Source organism: Arthrobacter sp. B0490 (assembly GCF_002929355.1).
Classification (GTDB): Bacteria; Actinomycetota; Actinomycetes; order Actinomycetales; family Micrococcaceae; genus Arthrobacter_D.
This window is the reverse complement of the sequence record NZ_PJIR01000001.1, coordinates 650,080-666,027: the sequence shown is the minus strand read 5'-3', so window position 1 is coordinate 666,027 and position 15,948 is coordinate 650,080. Positions and strand designations below refer to the sequence as shown.

The following is a 15,948-nucleotide window of genomic DNA, read 5'->3' as shown; positions in this document are numbered from 1 at the left end:
CCGACGAGGACGACGTCCTCGGGGGTTGGCGTGGGTGTCGCCATGGCGAAACTCTCTTTCGTCGTTGAAATGGTGCCGCTACCAGATTAGGCGTTGCCGCAGGCGGTCGCCGCCGCGTCCCCGGCCGGATCAGCGCGGGTCAGCGCGGGCCCGGTCCCTCGGCGCCCTGCGGGTAGAGCAGGGGGAGCTGCAGCGTGAGCCAAGGGCTGAACGCCCACGGCGTCGCGGTGACGGCGCTCACCAGATGGGAGGCGTCCACCCACTGGAAGTCCATGACCTCCTCGGGCAGCGGCGCGACGGCGCTCCCCGCCACGGCGGTGTAGACGGGGCAGACCTCGTTCTCGACGATGCCCGAGGCATCGACGGCGCGGTACCGGAAGTCCGGGAGCGCGGGCCGGAGGTCCCGGATCGTGAAGCCGAGTTCCTGTGCGGCGCGGCGGCCGACGGCGTCCTCGAAGGTCTCTCCGGGGGCCGGGTGGCCGCAGAAGGAGTTCGTCCACACGCCGGGCCAGGCCTTCTTGGACAGCGCACGGCGCGTCACGAGGATGCGCCCCCGGTCGTCGAAGACGTGTGTGGAGAAGGCGAGGTGCAGGGGGGTGTCGGGCGTGTGGACCGTCGATTTCTCGTGCGTCCCCACGGGAGTGCCGTCCTCGGCGAGCAGCACCACGAGCTCGGCCTCCGCGCCCGCCCGGCCCGTGCCTGCCGCGTCCTGCCGCATGGTTCCTGCTTCGCTCGCCATCGTGGCACCCTTTTCACCGGGGATCGGCCCGCGGGTCCGCAGCAGCCGGGCAGCCGATCCGGCCGCCTGCGCCCCATTTCGTCAGGGGCGCCCTATCCGTTGTTTACTTTACCTATGGATATGGACACCCTGCTGGTCGAGCCCGCCGGGCTCGAACAGGTCGAGGGCGCCCTCGCACGATTCTTCGAGGAGTCCAAGGTCCGGGCGGCGAAGGTCGGCCCCGGCTACCACGCCCTGTGGGAGACCCTGGAGCGCTGCACGGCCGGTGGCAAGAGATTCCGGCCCCGCATGGTCATGTCCGCCTACCAGATGCTCGGCGGCCGGGACGTCGGTAATGCCGCCGAGCTCGGGGCGGCCTTCGAGCTGCTGCACACGGCCCTGATCGTGCACGACGACGTGATCGACAGGGACTTCGTCCGGCGCGGCATCCCCAACGTCTCGGGTCATTACCGCAGCGTCGCCGAGCGTGCGGGCATGTCCCCGGACGGTGCGCGCCATGTCGGGCTCTCGGCGGGGGTGATCGCGGGCGACCTCGCCCTGTCGAACGCCTACCGCCTGCTCGAACGGGTCGAGGCGCCCGCCGCCATACGCCGTCGGCTCGGGCGGATCCTCGACGAGGCGGTCTTCGCCTCGGCAGCGGGGGAGTTCCTCGACATCGAATCGTCGCTCGACCCCGCGATGCCTCCCCTGGAGGACATCGTCCGGATGGCCCGCCTCAAGACGTCCGTCTACTCGTTCGAGGGGCCGTTGCAGGCAGGCGCCGTCCTCGCGGGTGCCGACGAGGAGGTCATCGCACGGCTCGGCGAGTTCGGGCGCGACGCCGGCATCGCGTACCAGATCGCCGACGACCTCCTGGGAGTCTTCGGCAACGAGACGCGCACCGGCAAGACCAACTGGGGTGACCTGCGCGAGGGCAAGCGCACCGCCCTGATGTCCTACGTCGCAGCGCGTCCCGAGTGGGACAGCATCTCCTCGCTCGTCGGCAGTCCCGGCATGTCGGCGGCGGATGCCGACTACGTCCGCCGCATCCTCGTCGACAGCGGCGCCAGGGACTACTCCGCGGACCTGGCGGCGGACTACGCGTCCCGGGCGCGTACGCACCTCGAGTCCGGCGCGGTGCCGCCGGCGCTGCGGACAGCCCTCGAGCCCGTGGTGACGGCCGTCGTGGACCGGGTGCGCTGAGTGGGCGTTCAGGACTCGCTCACCCGCTACGACGCGGCTGCCTTCAGGACGTCCGCCGAGGTGATCCGCTGCTACTCGACGTCGTTCGGGATGGCCGCGCGGACCCTCGACCGGCCCACGAGGGCCTCCATCGAGGCGGTGTACGCGCTCGTCCGTGTCGCCGACGAGATCGTCGACGGCGCCGCAGCAGGAGCGGGCGTCCCGCCCGCGGGCGTGGAGCGGCTGCTCGACGATCTGGAACGCGAGACCGAGCAGGCGATGGCCACGGGCTACAGCACCAACCTCGTGGTGCACGCCTTCGCCGTCACGGCGAGGACCACGGGGATCGGCACGGACCTCACCCGGCCGTTCTTCGCCTCCATGCGCGCGGACATCACGCAGCGCGAACACACCCAGGAGTCCTTCGACCTGTACGTCTACGGGTCCGCGGAGGTCGTCGGGCTGATGTGCCTGCGGGCCTTCCTCGTGGGACGGCCCGTCACCCCGGAGGAGGACGCCGTCCTCGTGGACGGTGCGCGGCACCTCGGGGCCGCCTTCCAGAAGATCAACTTCCTGCGGGACCTCGCGGAGGACTTCTCGACCCTCGGGCGCAGCTACTTCCCGGGCGTCCGGCCCGGGAGTTTCAGCGAGGCGGACAAGATCCGGCTGCTGGACGACATCGACGAGGACCTGCGGATCTCCGCCGCCGCGCTCCCGGGCCTGCCCGCGACCCCGCGCCGCGCCGTCGCCCTCGCACAGGGGCTCTTCACGGAACTCGCCGTGAGGCTCCGACGCACGCCTGCCGAGGAACTCCTCCGTGCGCGGATCCGGGTCCCCAACCCGGTGAAGCTCCGCATCCTGGCACAAGCCTTCACCGGTCGCGCGATACCGGAAGCCACCGCGCAGGAGAGGACGGTATGACCGCACAGCAGAGCGAGCGCCCCCGTGTGGGCGGACAGGACGTCGTCGTCATCGGCGGCGGGATCGGCGGGCTGGCGACGTCGGCCCTGCTTGCGCGGGAGGGCCACCGCGTGACGCTGCTGGAGAAGCGCGAGGAGGTCGGCGGGCGTGCAGGCTCCTGGGAGCAGGACGGCTTCCGCTTCGACACGGGCCCCTCCTGGTACCTGATGCCCGAGGTGATCGACCACTTCTTCAAACTGATGGGGACGAGCGCCGCCGAGCAGCTCGACCTCGTGAAGCTCGACCCCGGCTACCGCGTCGTCTTCGAGAACGGTTTCGACACCGTCGACGTCCCCGCGGACCGCGAGGCCGTCACCAAGCTCTTCGAGTCCCTCGAGGCGGGCGCGGGGGAGCGGCTCTCGCAGTACCTCGACTCCGCCGAGGACGCCTACGAGATCGCCAAGAAGCGCTTCCTGTACTCGACCTTCGAATCGTTCCTGCCGTTCCTGCGGCCCGACGTCCTCCGGCGGCTCCCGCGCATCGCCTCGCTCCTCGTGCAACCCCTGCAGTCCTTCGTGGAGAAGCGCTTCACCGACCCCCGCATCCGGCAGATCCTCGGCTACCCGGCCGTCTTCCTCGGCAGCTCGCCCTTCGAGGCGCCCAGCATGTACCACCTCATGAGCCACCTCGACCTCGACGACGGCGTGCTCTACCCGATGGGCGGCTTCACCACCCTCATCGAGGCCATGCGCCGCGTCGCCGTGCATGCCGGCGTCGACATCCGCACGGGCGCCGACGTCGTCTCGATCGACACGTCCCCTCGTACGCCCGGGCGGTCCCCGCTCGACCGCCGGCCGGCGAGCGTACGCGCCGTCACCTACCGTGCGGACGGCACCACGACGTCGGTCGACGCCGACATCGTCGTCTCGGGCGCCGACCTCCACCACACGGAGACCACGCTGCTGCCGACCGCGCTGCAGACCTACCCGGAGAAGTACTGGGAGAAGCGGGTCCCCGGGCCGAGTGCGCTCCTGCTGTACCTGGGCGTCCGGGGAGGACTGCCGCAGCTCGAGCACCACACACTCCTGTTCACCACCGACTGGCGCGACAACTTCGGGCGCATCTTCGGCAAGGAGACCTCCGTGCCGTCGCCGGCGTCGCTCTACGTCTGCCGTCCGAGCGCCACCGACCGATCCGTCGCGCCGGACGGCCATGAGAACGTCTTCGTGCTCGTACCCATCCCGGCCGACGTGACCATCGGCAGGGGCGGGGTCGACCGCGGGGGAGACGCGCGCGTCGAGGACCTGGCGGACACGGTGATCGGGCAGATCTCGACATGGGCCGGGATCCCCGACCTGGCCGAGCGCATCGTCGTACGGCGCAGCTATGGTCCGCAGGACTTCGCGGACGACCTGAACGCCTGGCGGGGCACGTCCCTCGGGCCCGCGCACATCCTCAAGCAGAGCGCGTTCTTCCGCGGCTCGAACCGGAGCGCGAAGGTCGAGAACCTGTTCTACGCGGGGAGCTCGACGGTCCCGGGGATCGGCATCCCGATGTGCCTGATCAGCGCCGAACTGGTCGTGAAGCGGTTGCGCGGCGACACGAGCACCGGTCCGCTGCCGGAGCCCGCAACGGGCTAGGCGGCAGGGCCGGCAGTCGGGTCGGTAGCGGGCGACCGGCGGGGTGGACGCGCCGCCCGCCCATCGGGGCCGGCCGCCACGCGGGCCCGGTTCCAGCGCCCGGTTCCAGCGCCCGGTTCCCGCGCGCGGGGCGCGGCGGGCTTGACGCACACGGGGGAGAGAAGCTATTGGACATCGCGCCGCTCATGCCGTAACGTAGGTCTTTGCGTCTTCCCTCTAATCGTGGTTGTTTTCAAAAGCGGTAGCCTTCATATAGCGGTGGGCTTTGCTCTGCTCTCGTCGTTTAACCTGGCCCCGCGGTCGGGAGGCGTGCGAGCAGACCCGGTGAGCACTGAGATCCCCGCAGCATCCTGCGGTGGCGGTGCTGAGGCGAAGCGCTGACAAGCCTGACGGTCTGTGGAAGGATCCCTCTTGGTCGCCCCGAGCACCTCTAATAATGCAACCGCTACCAGCCAGGTCGACGCCGACGGCGCCGCACCCCGGCTCTCATTCGCAAAGATTCACGAACCGCTTGACGTTCCCAACCTCCTCGCCCTGCAGACGGACAGCTTCGACTGGCTCGTCGGCAACGAGCGCTGGAAGGCACGCGTCGAGGAAGCGCTGGAAAAGGGACTGCAGGGTGTAGCCACGACCTCCGGTCTGGCCGACATCTTCGAGGAGATCTCCCCGATCGAGGACTTCCAGGGCACCATGTCCCTGAGCTTCTCCGAGCCCGAGTTCGCGGACCCCAAGTACACCATGGCCGAGTGCAAGGATCGCGACGCGACCTACTCCGCCCCGCTGTACGTCAAGGCCGAGTTCATGAACAACAACACGGGCGAGATCAAGCAGCAGACCGTGTTCATGGGTGACTTCCCCCTCATGACGGACAAGGGCACCTTCGTCATCAACGGCACCGAGCGTGTCGTCGTGTCGCAGCTCGTCCGTTCGCCCGGTGCCTACTTCGAGCGCACCGCCGACAAGACCAGCGACAAGGACATCTTCAGCGCGAAGATCATCCCGTCGCGTGGCGCCTGGTTCGAACTCGAGATCGACAAGCGCGACCAGGTCGGCGTGCGCCTCGACCGCAAGCGCAAGCAGTCCGTCACGGTGCTGCTCAAGGCCCTCGGCTGGACCGAAGGCCAGATCCTGGAGGAGTTCGGCCAGTACGACTCCATCCGCGCCACCATGGAGAAGGACGCGACGGAGACCCGCGAGGACGCCCTCCTCGACATCTACCGCAAGCTGCGACCGGGCGAGCCCCCCACGGTCGAGGCTGCCCAGACCCTCCTGGACAACCTGTACTTCAACCCGAAGCGCTACGACCTCGCGAAGGTCGGCCGGTACAAGATCAACCGCAAGCTCGGCATCGACAAGGACCTCACGGACTCCGACGCCTCGGTGCTGAACATCGACGACATCGTCGCGATGATCAAGTTCCTGGTCGCCCTGCACGCCGGTGACAAGACCCTCGGCGGCAAGCGCGACGGCGGCGACGTCGAACTGCGCGTCGAGGTCGACGACATCGACCACTTCGGCAACCGCCGCATCCGCGCCGTCGGCGAGCTCATCGAGAACCAGGTCCGCACGGGCCTGTCCCGGATGGAGCGCGTCGTCCGCGAGCGGATGACCACCCAGGACGTCGAGGCGATCACGCCGCAGACCCTGATCAACATCCGCCCCGTCGTCGCCGCGATCAAGGAGTTCTTCGGAACCTCCCAGCTGTCGCAGTTCATGGACCAGAACAACCCGCTCGCCGGACTGACGCACAAGCGTCGCCTGTCCGCGCTGGGTCCGGGTGGCCTGTCCCGTGACCGTGCCGGCATGGAGGTCCGTGACGTCCACCCGTCGCACTACGGCCGCATGTGCCCCATCGAGACCCCTGAAGGCCCGAACATCGGCCTGATCGGTTCGCTCGCCTCGTACGGCCGCATCAACGCGTTCGGCTTCATCGAGACCCCGTACCGCAAGGTCATCGAGGGCCTGGTCACCGACCAGATCGACTACCTCACCGCCGACGACGAGGTGGAGCGGCTCATCGCCCAGGCGAACGCGCCCCTCAACGCCGACAACACGTTCACCGAGGACATGGTCCTCGTCCGGACGCGTGGTGGTTCCGGCGAGCCCGTGCTCGTCGTGCCCGACGAGGTCGAGTACATGGACGTCTCCCCGCGCCAGATGGTGTCCGTCGCAACCGCGATGATCCCGTTCCTGGAGCACGACGACGCCAACCGCGCCCTCATGGGTGCGAACATGCAGCGCCAGGCCGTGCCCCTGCTCCGTTCCGAGCGTCCCCTCGTGGGCACCGGCATGGAGAAGAACGCCGCCGTCGACGCCGGTGACGCCGTCACCGCGACGAAGGCCGGCGTGGTCAACGAGGTGTCGGCCGACCTGGTCAACATCCTCAACGACGACGGCACCGAGACGAACTACCCGATCATGAAGTTCGCCCGCTCGAACCAGGGCAACGCGTACAACCAGCGCGTCCTGGTCTCCGAGGGCGACCGCGTCGAGTACAACACGATCATCGCCGACGGTCCCTCCACGGACCAGGGCGAGCTCGCGCTCGGCAAGAACATGCTCGTCGCGTTCATGTCCTGGGAGGGCCACAACTTCGAGGACGCGATCATCCTGTCGCAGCGCATCGTCTCCGACGATGTCCTGACGTCGATCCACATCGAGGAGCACGAAGTCGATGCCCGCGACACCAAGCTCGGTGCCGAGGAGATCACCCGTGACATCCCGAACGTCTCCGAGGAGGTCCTCGGCGCGCTCGACGAGCGCGGCATCATCCACATCGGTGCCGAGGTCGAGGCCGGCGACATCCTCGTCGGTCGCGTCACCCCCAAGGGCGAGACGGAACTGACCCCCGAGGAGCGCCTGCTGCGCGCCATCTTCGGCGAGAAGAGCCGCGAAGTCCGCGACACCTCGCTGAAGGTCCCCCACGGCGAGTCGGGAACCGTCATCGGCGTGCGCATCTTCGATCGCGACAATGACGACGAGCTGCCCCCGGGCGTCAACCAGCTGGTCCGCGTGTACGTGGCGCAGAAGCGCAAGATCACGGACGGCGACAAGCTCGCGGGCCGTCACGGCAACAAGGGCGTCATCTCCAAGATCCTCCCGATCGAGGACATGCCGTTCCTGGAGGACGGCACGCCCGTCGACATCGTCCTGAACCCGCTCGGCGTCCCCGGGCGCATGAACGTGGGCCAGGTCCTGGAGATCCACCTCGGCTGGGCAGCCAAGCAGGGCTGGAAGATCGACGGCGAGCCCGAGTGGCTCAAGAACCTCCCGAACCTTCCCCGGGAGATCGCCACGACCACCGTCGCCACCCCCGTGTTCGACGGCGCCACCGAGGACGAGATCGTCGGCCTGCTCGGCTCCACGAACGTGACCCGCGACGGAGAGCGCCTCATCGGCGAGTCCGGCAAGGCGCGCCTGTTCGACGGCCGCTCCGGCGAGCCGTTCCCCGATCCGATCTCCGTCGGCTACATGTACATCCTGAAGCTCCACCACCTGGTGGACGACAAGATCCACGCGCGCTCCACCGGCCCGTACTCGATGATCACGCAGCAGCCGCTGGGTGGTAAGGCACAGTTCGGCGGCCAGCGCTTCGGTGAGATGGAAGTGTGGGCCCTCGAGGCCTACGGTGCGGCGTACACGCTGCAGGAACTCCTGACCATCAAGTCGGACGACATCCACGGACGCGTCAAGGTGTATGAGGCCATCGTCAAGGGCGAGAACATCCCCGAGCCGGGCGTTCCCGAGTCCTTCAAGGTCCTCATCAAGGAAATGCAGTCGCTCTGCCTCAACGTGGAGGTCCTCTCCACCGACGGTACGACGATCGAAATGCGTGACTCGGATGAAGAAGTCTTCCGGGCCGCGGAAGAGCTGGGCATCGACCTGTCACGGGCCGAGCCGAGCTCTGTCGAGGAAGTCTAGGTTTCACGACGCCGTACCGGCATTCGAACGGGGCCAACGAAATTTCTGCGGCCGCGGGCGGCCTTGAAATATTGAAGGCCCCTTCCTCGAACACCGGTACGGCGTCCACCCGGCTTTCCGCCGCACCCTCACGAGACTTCAAGAATTTAGAGAACAAAGAGAGAACAGGGACCATATGTCCAGCGAATCCTCCTTCGGCCTCATGCGAATCGGCCTTGCCACCGCGGACGAAATCCGCGGCTGGTCTTACGGCGAGGTCAAGAAGCCGGAAACCATCAACTACCGCACGCTCAAGCCCGAGAAGGACGGCCTCTTCTGCGAGAAGATCTTCGGCCCCTCGCGGGACTGGGAGTGCTACTGCGGCAAGTACAAGCGCGTGCGCTTCAAGGGCATCATCTGCGAGCGCTGCGGCGTCGAGGTCACACGTGCCAAGGTGCGCCGGGAGCGCATGGGCCACATCGAGCTCGCCGCTCCCGTCACGCACATCTGGTACTTCAAGGGCGTCCCCTCGCGTCTCGGCTACCTGCTGGACCTTGCCCCCAAGGACCTCGAGAAGGTCATCTACTTCGCCGCCTACATGATCACGTCGGTCGACGAGGAGAACCGCCACGCCGAACTGCCGAACCTCCAGGCCGAGCACGACCTCGAGAAGAAGCAGATGACGGACCAGCGCGACTCCGACATCGCCACCATCGCCAAGGACCTCGAGGACGAGCTCGCCCGCCTCGAAGGAGAGGGCGCGAAGGCTGCCGACAAGAAGAAGGCCCGCGACTCGGCGGACCGCCAGATGGCGAACGTCCGCAAGCGCGCGGACGCCGACATCGAGCGCCTCGTGCAGGTGTGGGACCGCTTCAAGAGCCTCAAGGTCGCCGACCTCGAGGGTGACGAAGGCCTGTACCGCGAACTGCGCGACCGCTACGGACTGTACTTCGAGGGTTCCATGGGAGCCGAGGCGATCAAGAAGCGCCTCGAGAACTTCGACATGCCCGCCGAGGCCGAGCTGCTGCGCGACATCATCCAGAACGGCAAGGGCCAGCGGAAGACGCGTGCACTGAAGCGCCTGAAGGTGGTCAACGCGTTCCTCACGACGACGAACAGCCCCCTGGGCATGGTCCTCGACGCCGTCCCGGTGATCCCGCCGGAACTGCGCCCGATGGTCCAGCTCGACGGCGGCCGTTTCGCGACGTCCGACCTCAACGACCTGTACCGCCGCGTCATCAACAGGAACAACCGCCTCAAGCGCCTGCTCGACCTCGGTGCTCCCGAGATCATCGTGAACAACGAGAAGCGCATGCTGCAGGAAGCGGTCGACTCCCTGTTCGACAACGGTCGGCGCGGCCGTCCCGTCACCGGACCGGGCAACCGTCCCCTGAAGTCCCTCTCGGACATGCTGAAGGGCAAGCAGGGTCGATTCCGCCAGAACCTCCTCGGCAAGCGCGTCGACTACTCGGGCCGTTCGGTCATCGTCGTCGGCCCGCAGCTGAAGCTGCACCAGTGCGGTCTGCCCAAGCAGATGGCCCTGGAGCTCTTCAAGCCGTTCGTGATGAAGCGCCTGGTGGACCTCAACCACGCGCAGAACATCAAGAGCGCCAAGCGCATGGTCGAGCGGTACCGCCCCCAGGTATGGGACGTCCTCGAGGAGATCATCACCGAGCACCCCGTGCTGCTGAACCGTGCACCCACCCTGCACCGTCTCGGCATCCAGGCGTTCGAGCCGCAGCTCGTCGAAGGCAAGGCACTCCAGCTCCACCCGCTGGTCTGTGGTGCGTTCAACGCCGACTTCGACGGCGACCAGATGGCAGTGCACCTGCCGCTGAGCCCCGAGGCCCAGGCCGAGGCGCGCATCCTGATGCTCTCCTCGAACAACATCCTGAAGCCCTCGGACGGCCGTCCCGTGACCCTGCCGTCGCAGGACATGATCATCGGCCTGCACCACCTCACCACCAAGCGTGAGGGCAGTGCCGGTGAGGGCCGCGTCTTCACGAGCATGGCCGAGGCGATCATGGCGTTCGACATGGGCTCGCTCCACCTCAACTCGGTGGTCCGGATCCGCGTCGACAACTTCGTCCCCAGTGCCGACATCGCCGCTCCCGAGGGCTGGGAGCCCGGCACGCCGGCACTGATCGAGACGTCGCTCGGACAGGTCCTGTTCAACGAGACGCTCCCCCTGGACTACCCGTGGGTGGAGAAGGTCGCCGACAAGGGCCAGCTCTCGACGATCGTCAACGATCTCGCGGAGCGCTACCCGAAGGTGGTCACGGCGGCGACGCTGGACAACCTGAAGGACGCCGGCTTCTACTGGGCCACGCGCTCGGGCGTCACCGTCGCGATCTCGGACATCTCCGCGCCGATCAACAAGGCCGGCATCATGGAGGGCTACGAGACCCAGGCCGCAAAGGTCCAGTCGCAGTTCGACAAGGGCCTCATCGCCGACGAGGAGCGCCGCCAGGAGCTCATCGACATCTGGAACAAGGCGACCAACGAGGTCGCCGCGTCCATGCGCGCCGCGATGCCGAAGGACAACACCATCAACCGCATGGTGTCCTCCGGTGCCCGTGGCAACTGGCTGCAGGTCCGCCAGATCGCCGGGATCCGTGGCCTCGTGGCCAACCCCAAGGGCGAGATCATCCCTCGTCCGATCAAGTCCTCGTACCGCGAGGGCCTGTCGGTCCTGGAGTACTTCATCGCGACGCACGGTGCCCGTAAGGGCCTCGCCGACACCGCCCTGCGTACGGCCAACTCGGGGTACCTGACCCGTCGACTGGTCGACGTGTCACAGGACGTCATCGTCCGCGAGGACGACTGCGGCACGGAGCGTGGCCTGAAGGTCACCATCGCCGTACCGAACGCCGACGGCGAGCTGGTACTGCACGAGGAGGTCGAGAACTCGGCCTACGCTCGTACGCTGGCGTCCGACGTCGTCGACTCCAAGGGCGCGGTGCTCGCCGCTGCGGGCTCCGACGTCGGAGACGTGGTCATCGGTGAGCTGTTCGCGGCGGGTATCGCGGAGATCAAGGTCCGCTCGGTACTCACGTGCGAGTCCAGCGTCGGAACGTGTGCGCTCTGCTACGGCCGGTCCCTCGCGACCGGCAAGACCGTGGACATCGGGGAGGCCGTCGGCATCATCGCCGCGCAGTCGATCGGTGAGCCCGGCACGCAGCTGACCATGCGTACCTTCCACACGGGCGGTGTGGCCTCCGCGGAGGACATCACCCAGGGTCTGCCCCGTATCCAGGAGCTCTTCGAGGCGCGCACCCCCAAGGGTGTCGCCCCGATCTCCGAGGTCGCGGGCCGCGTCACCATCGAGGACGCCGAGAAGCAGCTCCGCCTGGTGGTCACGCCCGACGACGGCTCCGAGGAGATCGCGTACCCGGTCCTGCGCCGTGCACGCCTCCTGGTCACCGACGGCGAGCACGTCGAGGTCGGGCAGCAGCTCGTCTTCGGCGCGGTCGACCCGAAGCAGATCCTGCGTATCCTCGGCCCCCGTAAGGCCCAGGAGTTCCTGGTCGACGAGGTGCAGCGTGTGTACCGCAGCCAGGGTGTGGGCATCCACGACAAGCACGTCGAGGTCATCGTCCGCCAGATGCTGCGTCGCGTCACCGTGATCGAGTCCGGCGAGTCGGACCTGCTCCCCGGTGAGCTCGCGGAGCGTCGCCGCTTCGAGGACGAGAACCGTCGCGTGGTGTCCGAGGGCAAGAAGCCGGCGTCAGGCCGTCCCGAGCTCATGGGCATCACCAAGGCGTCGCTCGCCACCGAGTCGTGGCTGTCGGCCGCTTCCTTCCAGGAGACCACGCGTGTCCTCACGCAGGCCGCCATGGAAGGCAAGAGCGATCCGCTGCTCGGCCTCAAGGAGAACGTGATCATCGGTAAGCTCATCCCGGCCGGTACCGGCCTGGACCGCTACACGAAGGTCACGGTCGAGCCCACGGAGGAAGCGAAGGCGAACCTCTTCACCGGTCCGAGCGCGTTCAGCGACTTCGACTACGCCGGTGTCGAGGGCGGCCTGAGCCCCGAGTTCCACGCCATCCCGCTGGACGACTACGACATGGGCAACAGCGACTTCCGCTAGGAGATCCTGCCCACCGCGGGTCACCGGCTCACGCCGGTACGACCCGCGGACGGAAGGCCCCGGACCGATCCCGGTCCGGGGCCTTTCCCGTCCCCACCGGGACGCCCTACCACACGGGGGAGTGCCGCCCGGGCCGTCACGCGATCTCTGGTAGACTGAGGACCAATTGTTTGTGTGGCAGTGGATTGGCGTTGCGAAACGTATCTCCGTGTTGTACGTAGGTTGTACAACGAATGCCACATTTTCGCACGCCTACAGTCGTTCTGCGGCAGCTTGTCAGTTGGTGATGCGCCAAACGACTGATCATCCCGACCTCTGGACGGTGCGGCCCTGCGAAGCCGCCGCGACCGCGGAGTAGGGCGACAGGAATCTCATTCTCGGACATTACGGAGAACACGAAAGTGCCTACGATTAACCAGCTGGTCCGCAAGGGCCGGACACCTAAGGTCTCGAAGACCAAGGCGCCCGCACTGAAGGGCAGCCCCATGAAGCGCGGCGTTTGCACCCGCGTCTACACCACCACCCCGAAGAAGCCGAACTCGGCTCTCCGCAAGGTCGCCCGCGTGCGCCTGAACGGTGGCATCGAAGTGACCGCCTACATCCCCGGTGTCGGCCACAACCTCCAGGAACACTCCATCGTGCTCGTCCGCGGTGGCCGTGTGAAGGACCTCCCCGGTGTCCGCTACAAGATCGTCCGCGGCGCACTGGATACCCAGGGCGTGAAGAACCGCAAGCAGGCTCGCAGCCGCTACGGCGCAAAGATGGAGAAGAAGTAATATGCCTCGTAAGGGCCCGGCCCCGAAGCGGCCGCTCGTTGTAGATCCCGTCTACGGTTCACCCCTGGTCACGCAGCTGATCAACAAGGTGCTCGTCGACGGCAAGAAGTCCACCGCTGAGCGCATCGTGTACGGCGCCCTCGAGGGTGCACGCGCCAAGTCGGGCGGCGACCCCGTCGCAGCCCTCAAGAAGGCCATGGACAACGTCAAGCCGACCCTCGAGGTCCGCTCGCGCCGTGTCGGTGGAGCGACCTACCAGGTCCCCGTCGAGGTCAAGCCCGGTCGTTCGACCGCCCTGGCCCTCCGCTGGCTCGTCGGCTACTCGAAGGCCCGCCGCGAGAAGACGATGACCGAGCGCCTGCAGAACGAGATCCTCGATGCCTCCAACGGCCTCGGTGCCGCAGTGAAGCGCCGCGAGGACACCCACAAGATGGCCGAGTCCAACAAGGCCTTCGCACACTACCGCTGGTAGCAGAGCTGCCGGGCCGGGCCGTCACCCACCAGGGACGGCCCGGACCGCAGGCCAGCAGAACTCCATTCTCGTCATAAGGGAGACACCGTGGCACAGGACGTGCTTACCGACCTCAACAAGGTCCGCAACATCGGCATCATGGCCCACATCGATGCCGGCAAGACCACTACTACCGAGCGCATCCTGTTCTACACGGGTGTCAACCACAAGATCGGCGAGACGCACGACGGTGCCTCCACCACCGACTGGATGGAACAGGAGAAGGAGCGCGGCATCACCATCACGTCTGCCGCCGTGACCTGCTTCTGGGAGAACAACCAGATCAACATCATCGACACCCCCGGGCACGTCGACTTCACCGTCGAGGTGGAGCGTTCGCTCCGCGTCCTCGACGGCGCCGTCGCCGTGTTCGACGGCAAGGAGGGCGTCGAGCCCCAGTCCGAGACCGTCTGGCGTCAGGCCGACAAGTACGAAGTGCCCCGCATCTGCTTCGTCAACAAGATGGACAAGCTGGGCGCCGACTTCTACTTCACCGTCGACACCATCATCAGCCGGCTGGGCGCCAAGCCCCTCGTGCTGCAGCTCCCCATCGGTGCCGAGAACGACTTCATCGGCGTCGTCGACCTGCTCCACATGCGTGCGCTCGTCTGGCCCGGCGACTCCAAGGGTGACGTGACCATGGGTGCGAAGTACGAGGTCCAGGAGATCCCCGCGGATCTCCAGGAGAAGGCGGAGGAGTACCGGGCGACGCTCGTGGAGACCGTCGCCGAGTCCTCCGACGAGCTCATGGGCAAGTACCTCGAGGGTGAGGAGATCACCATCGAGGAGCTGAAGGCCGGCATCCGAAAGATGACGATCAACTCCGAGCTCTACCCGATCCTCTGCGGTTCCGCGTTCAAGAACCGCGGTGTCCAGCCGATGCTCGACGCGGTCATCGACTACCTGCCCTCCCCCCTCGACGTGCCCCCGATGATCGGCCACGATCCCCGGAACGAAGAGGTCGAGCTGACGCGCAAGCCCAGCACCGAGGAGCCGTTCTCGGCCCTCGCGTTCAAGGTCGCGACCCACCCGTTCTTCGGGCAGCTGACGTTCATCCGCGTGTACTCCGGGCACGTGACCGCCGGGACGCAGCTGGTGAACTCCACGAAGAGCAAGAAGGAGCGCATCGGCAAGCTGTTCCAGATGCATGCCAACAAGGAGATCCCCGTGGAGGAGGCCTCTGCGGGCCACATCTACGCGGCGATCGGCCTGAAGGACACCACCACGGGTGACACGCTGTCCGACTCGGCGAACCAGATCGTGCTCGAGTCCATGAGCTTCCCCGCCCCCGTGATCTCGGTCGCGATCGAGCCGAAGACCAAGGGCGACCAGGAGAAGCTGTCCACGGCGATCCAGAAGCTCTCGGCCGAGGACCCCACGTTCCAGGTCTCCCTGAACGAGGACACCGGTCAGACGATCATCGCCGGCATGGGCGAGCTCCACCTGGACATCCTGGTGGACCGCATGCGCCGCGAGTTCCGCGTGGAGGCGAATGTCGGCAAGCCGCAGGTCGCCTACCGCGAGACCATCAGGAGCAAGGTCGCCAAGCACGACTACACCCACAAGAAGCAGACGGGTGGCTCCGGCCAGTTCGCGAAGATCCAGATCGCGATCGAGCCGATGGAGGTCGAGGAGGGTGTCCTGTACGCCTTCGACAACAAGGTCACCGGTGGACGCGTGCCCCGCGAGTACATCCCGAGTGTTGATGCCGGCATCCAGGACGCGCTCAACGACGGCGTCCTCGCCGGCTACCCCGTGGTCGGCATCAAGGCGACGCTGCTCGATGGCGCCTACCACGACGTCGACTCCTCGGAGATGGCGTTCAAGATCGCCGGACGCATGGCGTTCAAGGAAGCCGCCCGGATGGCCAAGCCCGTTCTGCTCGAGCCGCTGATGGAGGTGGAGGTCCGCACCCCTGAGGAATACATGGGTGAAGTGATCGGCGACCTCAACTCACGTCGTGGCCAGATGCAGTCGATGGAGGACGCCAGCGGTGTGAAGGTCATCACCGCGCACGTCCCGCTGTCGGGGATGTTCGGGTACATCGGTGACCTGCGGTCGAAGACCCAGGGCCGTGCCGTGTACTCGATGAAGTTCGACAGCTACTCGGAGGTCCCGAAGGCAGTGGCCGACGAGATCATCCAGAAGACCCGCGGCGAGTAGGTCTCCCCGGAAACGGGATCCCGGGGGAGGGGTCGGCCTGTCCGACGGCAGGCCGGCCCCGCCCCCAG

General features: G+C 67.1%; 9 protein-coding genes. 8 read left to right on the top strand and 1 reads right to left on the bottom strand.

The features are described 5' to 3' along the window. Positions 1-139: 139 nt before the first annotated feature. Entirely contained in the window at positions 140-718 is a 579-nt protein-coding gene (idi, locus tag CXQ97_RS03030; protein ID WP_104179319.1) for an isopentenyl-diphosphate Delta-isomerase, read from the bottom strand. 135 nt (positions 719-853) lie between these two features. Here idi and CXQ97_RS03025 point away from each other — a divergent pair, with 135 nt between their 5' ends. The 8 genes from CXQ97_RS03025 (at position 854) to fusA (ending at position 15,880) form a co-directional block, all read left to right on the top strand. Then, entirely contained in the window at positions 854-1,921 is a 1,068-nt protein-coding gene (locus tag CXQ97_RS03025; RefSeq protein ID WP_104179318.1) for a polyprenyl synthetase family protein, read from the top strand. Continuing rightward, positions 1,922-2,821, top strand: coding sequence for a squalene/phytoene synthase family protein (locus tag CXQ97_RS03020; RefSeq protein WP_258062166.1), 900 nt, complete (start codon positions 1,922-1,924; stop codon positions 2,819-2,821). It abuts the gene before it with no gap. Beyond that, on the top strand, positions 2,818-4,440 hold the full coding sequence (gene crtI, locus CXQ97_RS03015; RefSeq protein WP_181034952.1) for a phytoene desaturase family protein: 1,623 nt from the start codon (positions 2,818-2,820) through the stop codon (positions 4,438-4,440). Before CXQ97_RS03020 ends, crtI begins: the two co-directional genes overlap by 4 nt. A gap of 411 nt (positions 4,441-4,851) precedes the next feature. After that, positions 4,852-8,361, top strand: a complete 3,510-nt coding sequence (gene rpoB / locus CXQ97_RS03010; RefSeq protein ID WP_104179317.1) for a DNA-directed RNA polymerase subunit beta — start codon at positions 4,852-4,854, stop codon at positions 8,359-8,361. 175 nt (positions 8,362-8,536) lie between these two features. Beyond that, complete coding sequence (locus tag CXQ97_RS03005; RefSeq protein ID WP_104179316.1) at positions 8,537-12,430, top strand: DNA-directed RNA polymerase subunit beta'; 3,894 nt, start codon at positions 8,537-8,539, stop codon at positions 12,428-12,430. A 401-nt stretch (positions 12,431-12,831) separates the two neighbouring features. Continuing rightward, the gene (rpsL, locus tag CXQ97_RS03000) at positions 12,832-13,206 is read left to right on the top strand and encodes a 30S ribosomal protein S12 (protein WP_043440593.1); all 375 of its coding nucleotides are present in this window, start codon (positions 12,832-12,834) and stop codon (positions 13,204-13,206) included. A gap of 1 nt (position 13,207) precedes the next feature. Next, positions 13,208-13,678 carry a 30S ribosomal protein S7 gene (gene rpsG / locus CXQ97_RS02995; RefSeq protein ID WP_043440595.1) on the top strand — a complete coding sequence of 157 codons (471 nt, stop codon included), beginning with the start codon at positions 13,208-13,210 and terminating at the stop codon, positions 13,676-13,678. Positions 13,679-13,765: 87 nt separating this feature from the next. Beyond that, positions 13,766-15,880, top strand: a complete 2,115-nt coding sequence (fusA, locus tag CXQ97_RS02990; protein WP_104179315.1) for an elongation factor G — start codon at positions 13,766-13,768, stop codon at positions 15,878-15,880. Positions 15,881-15,948: the final 68 nt, after the last annotated feature.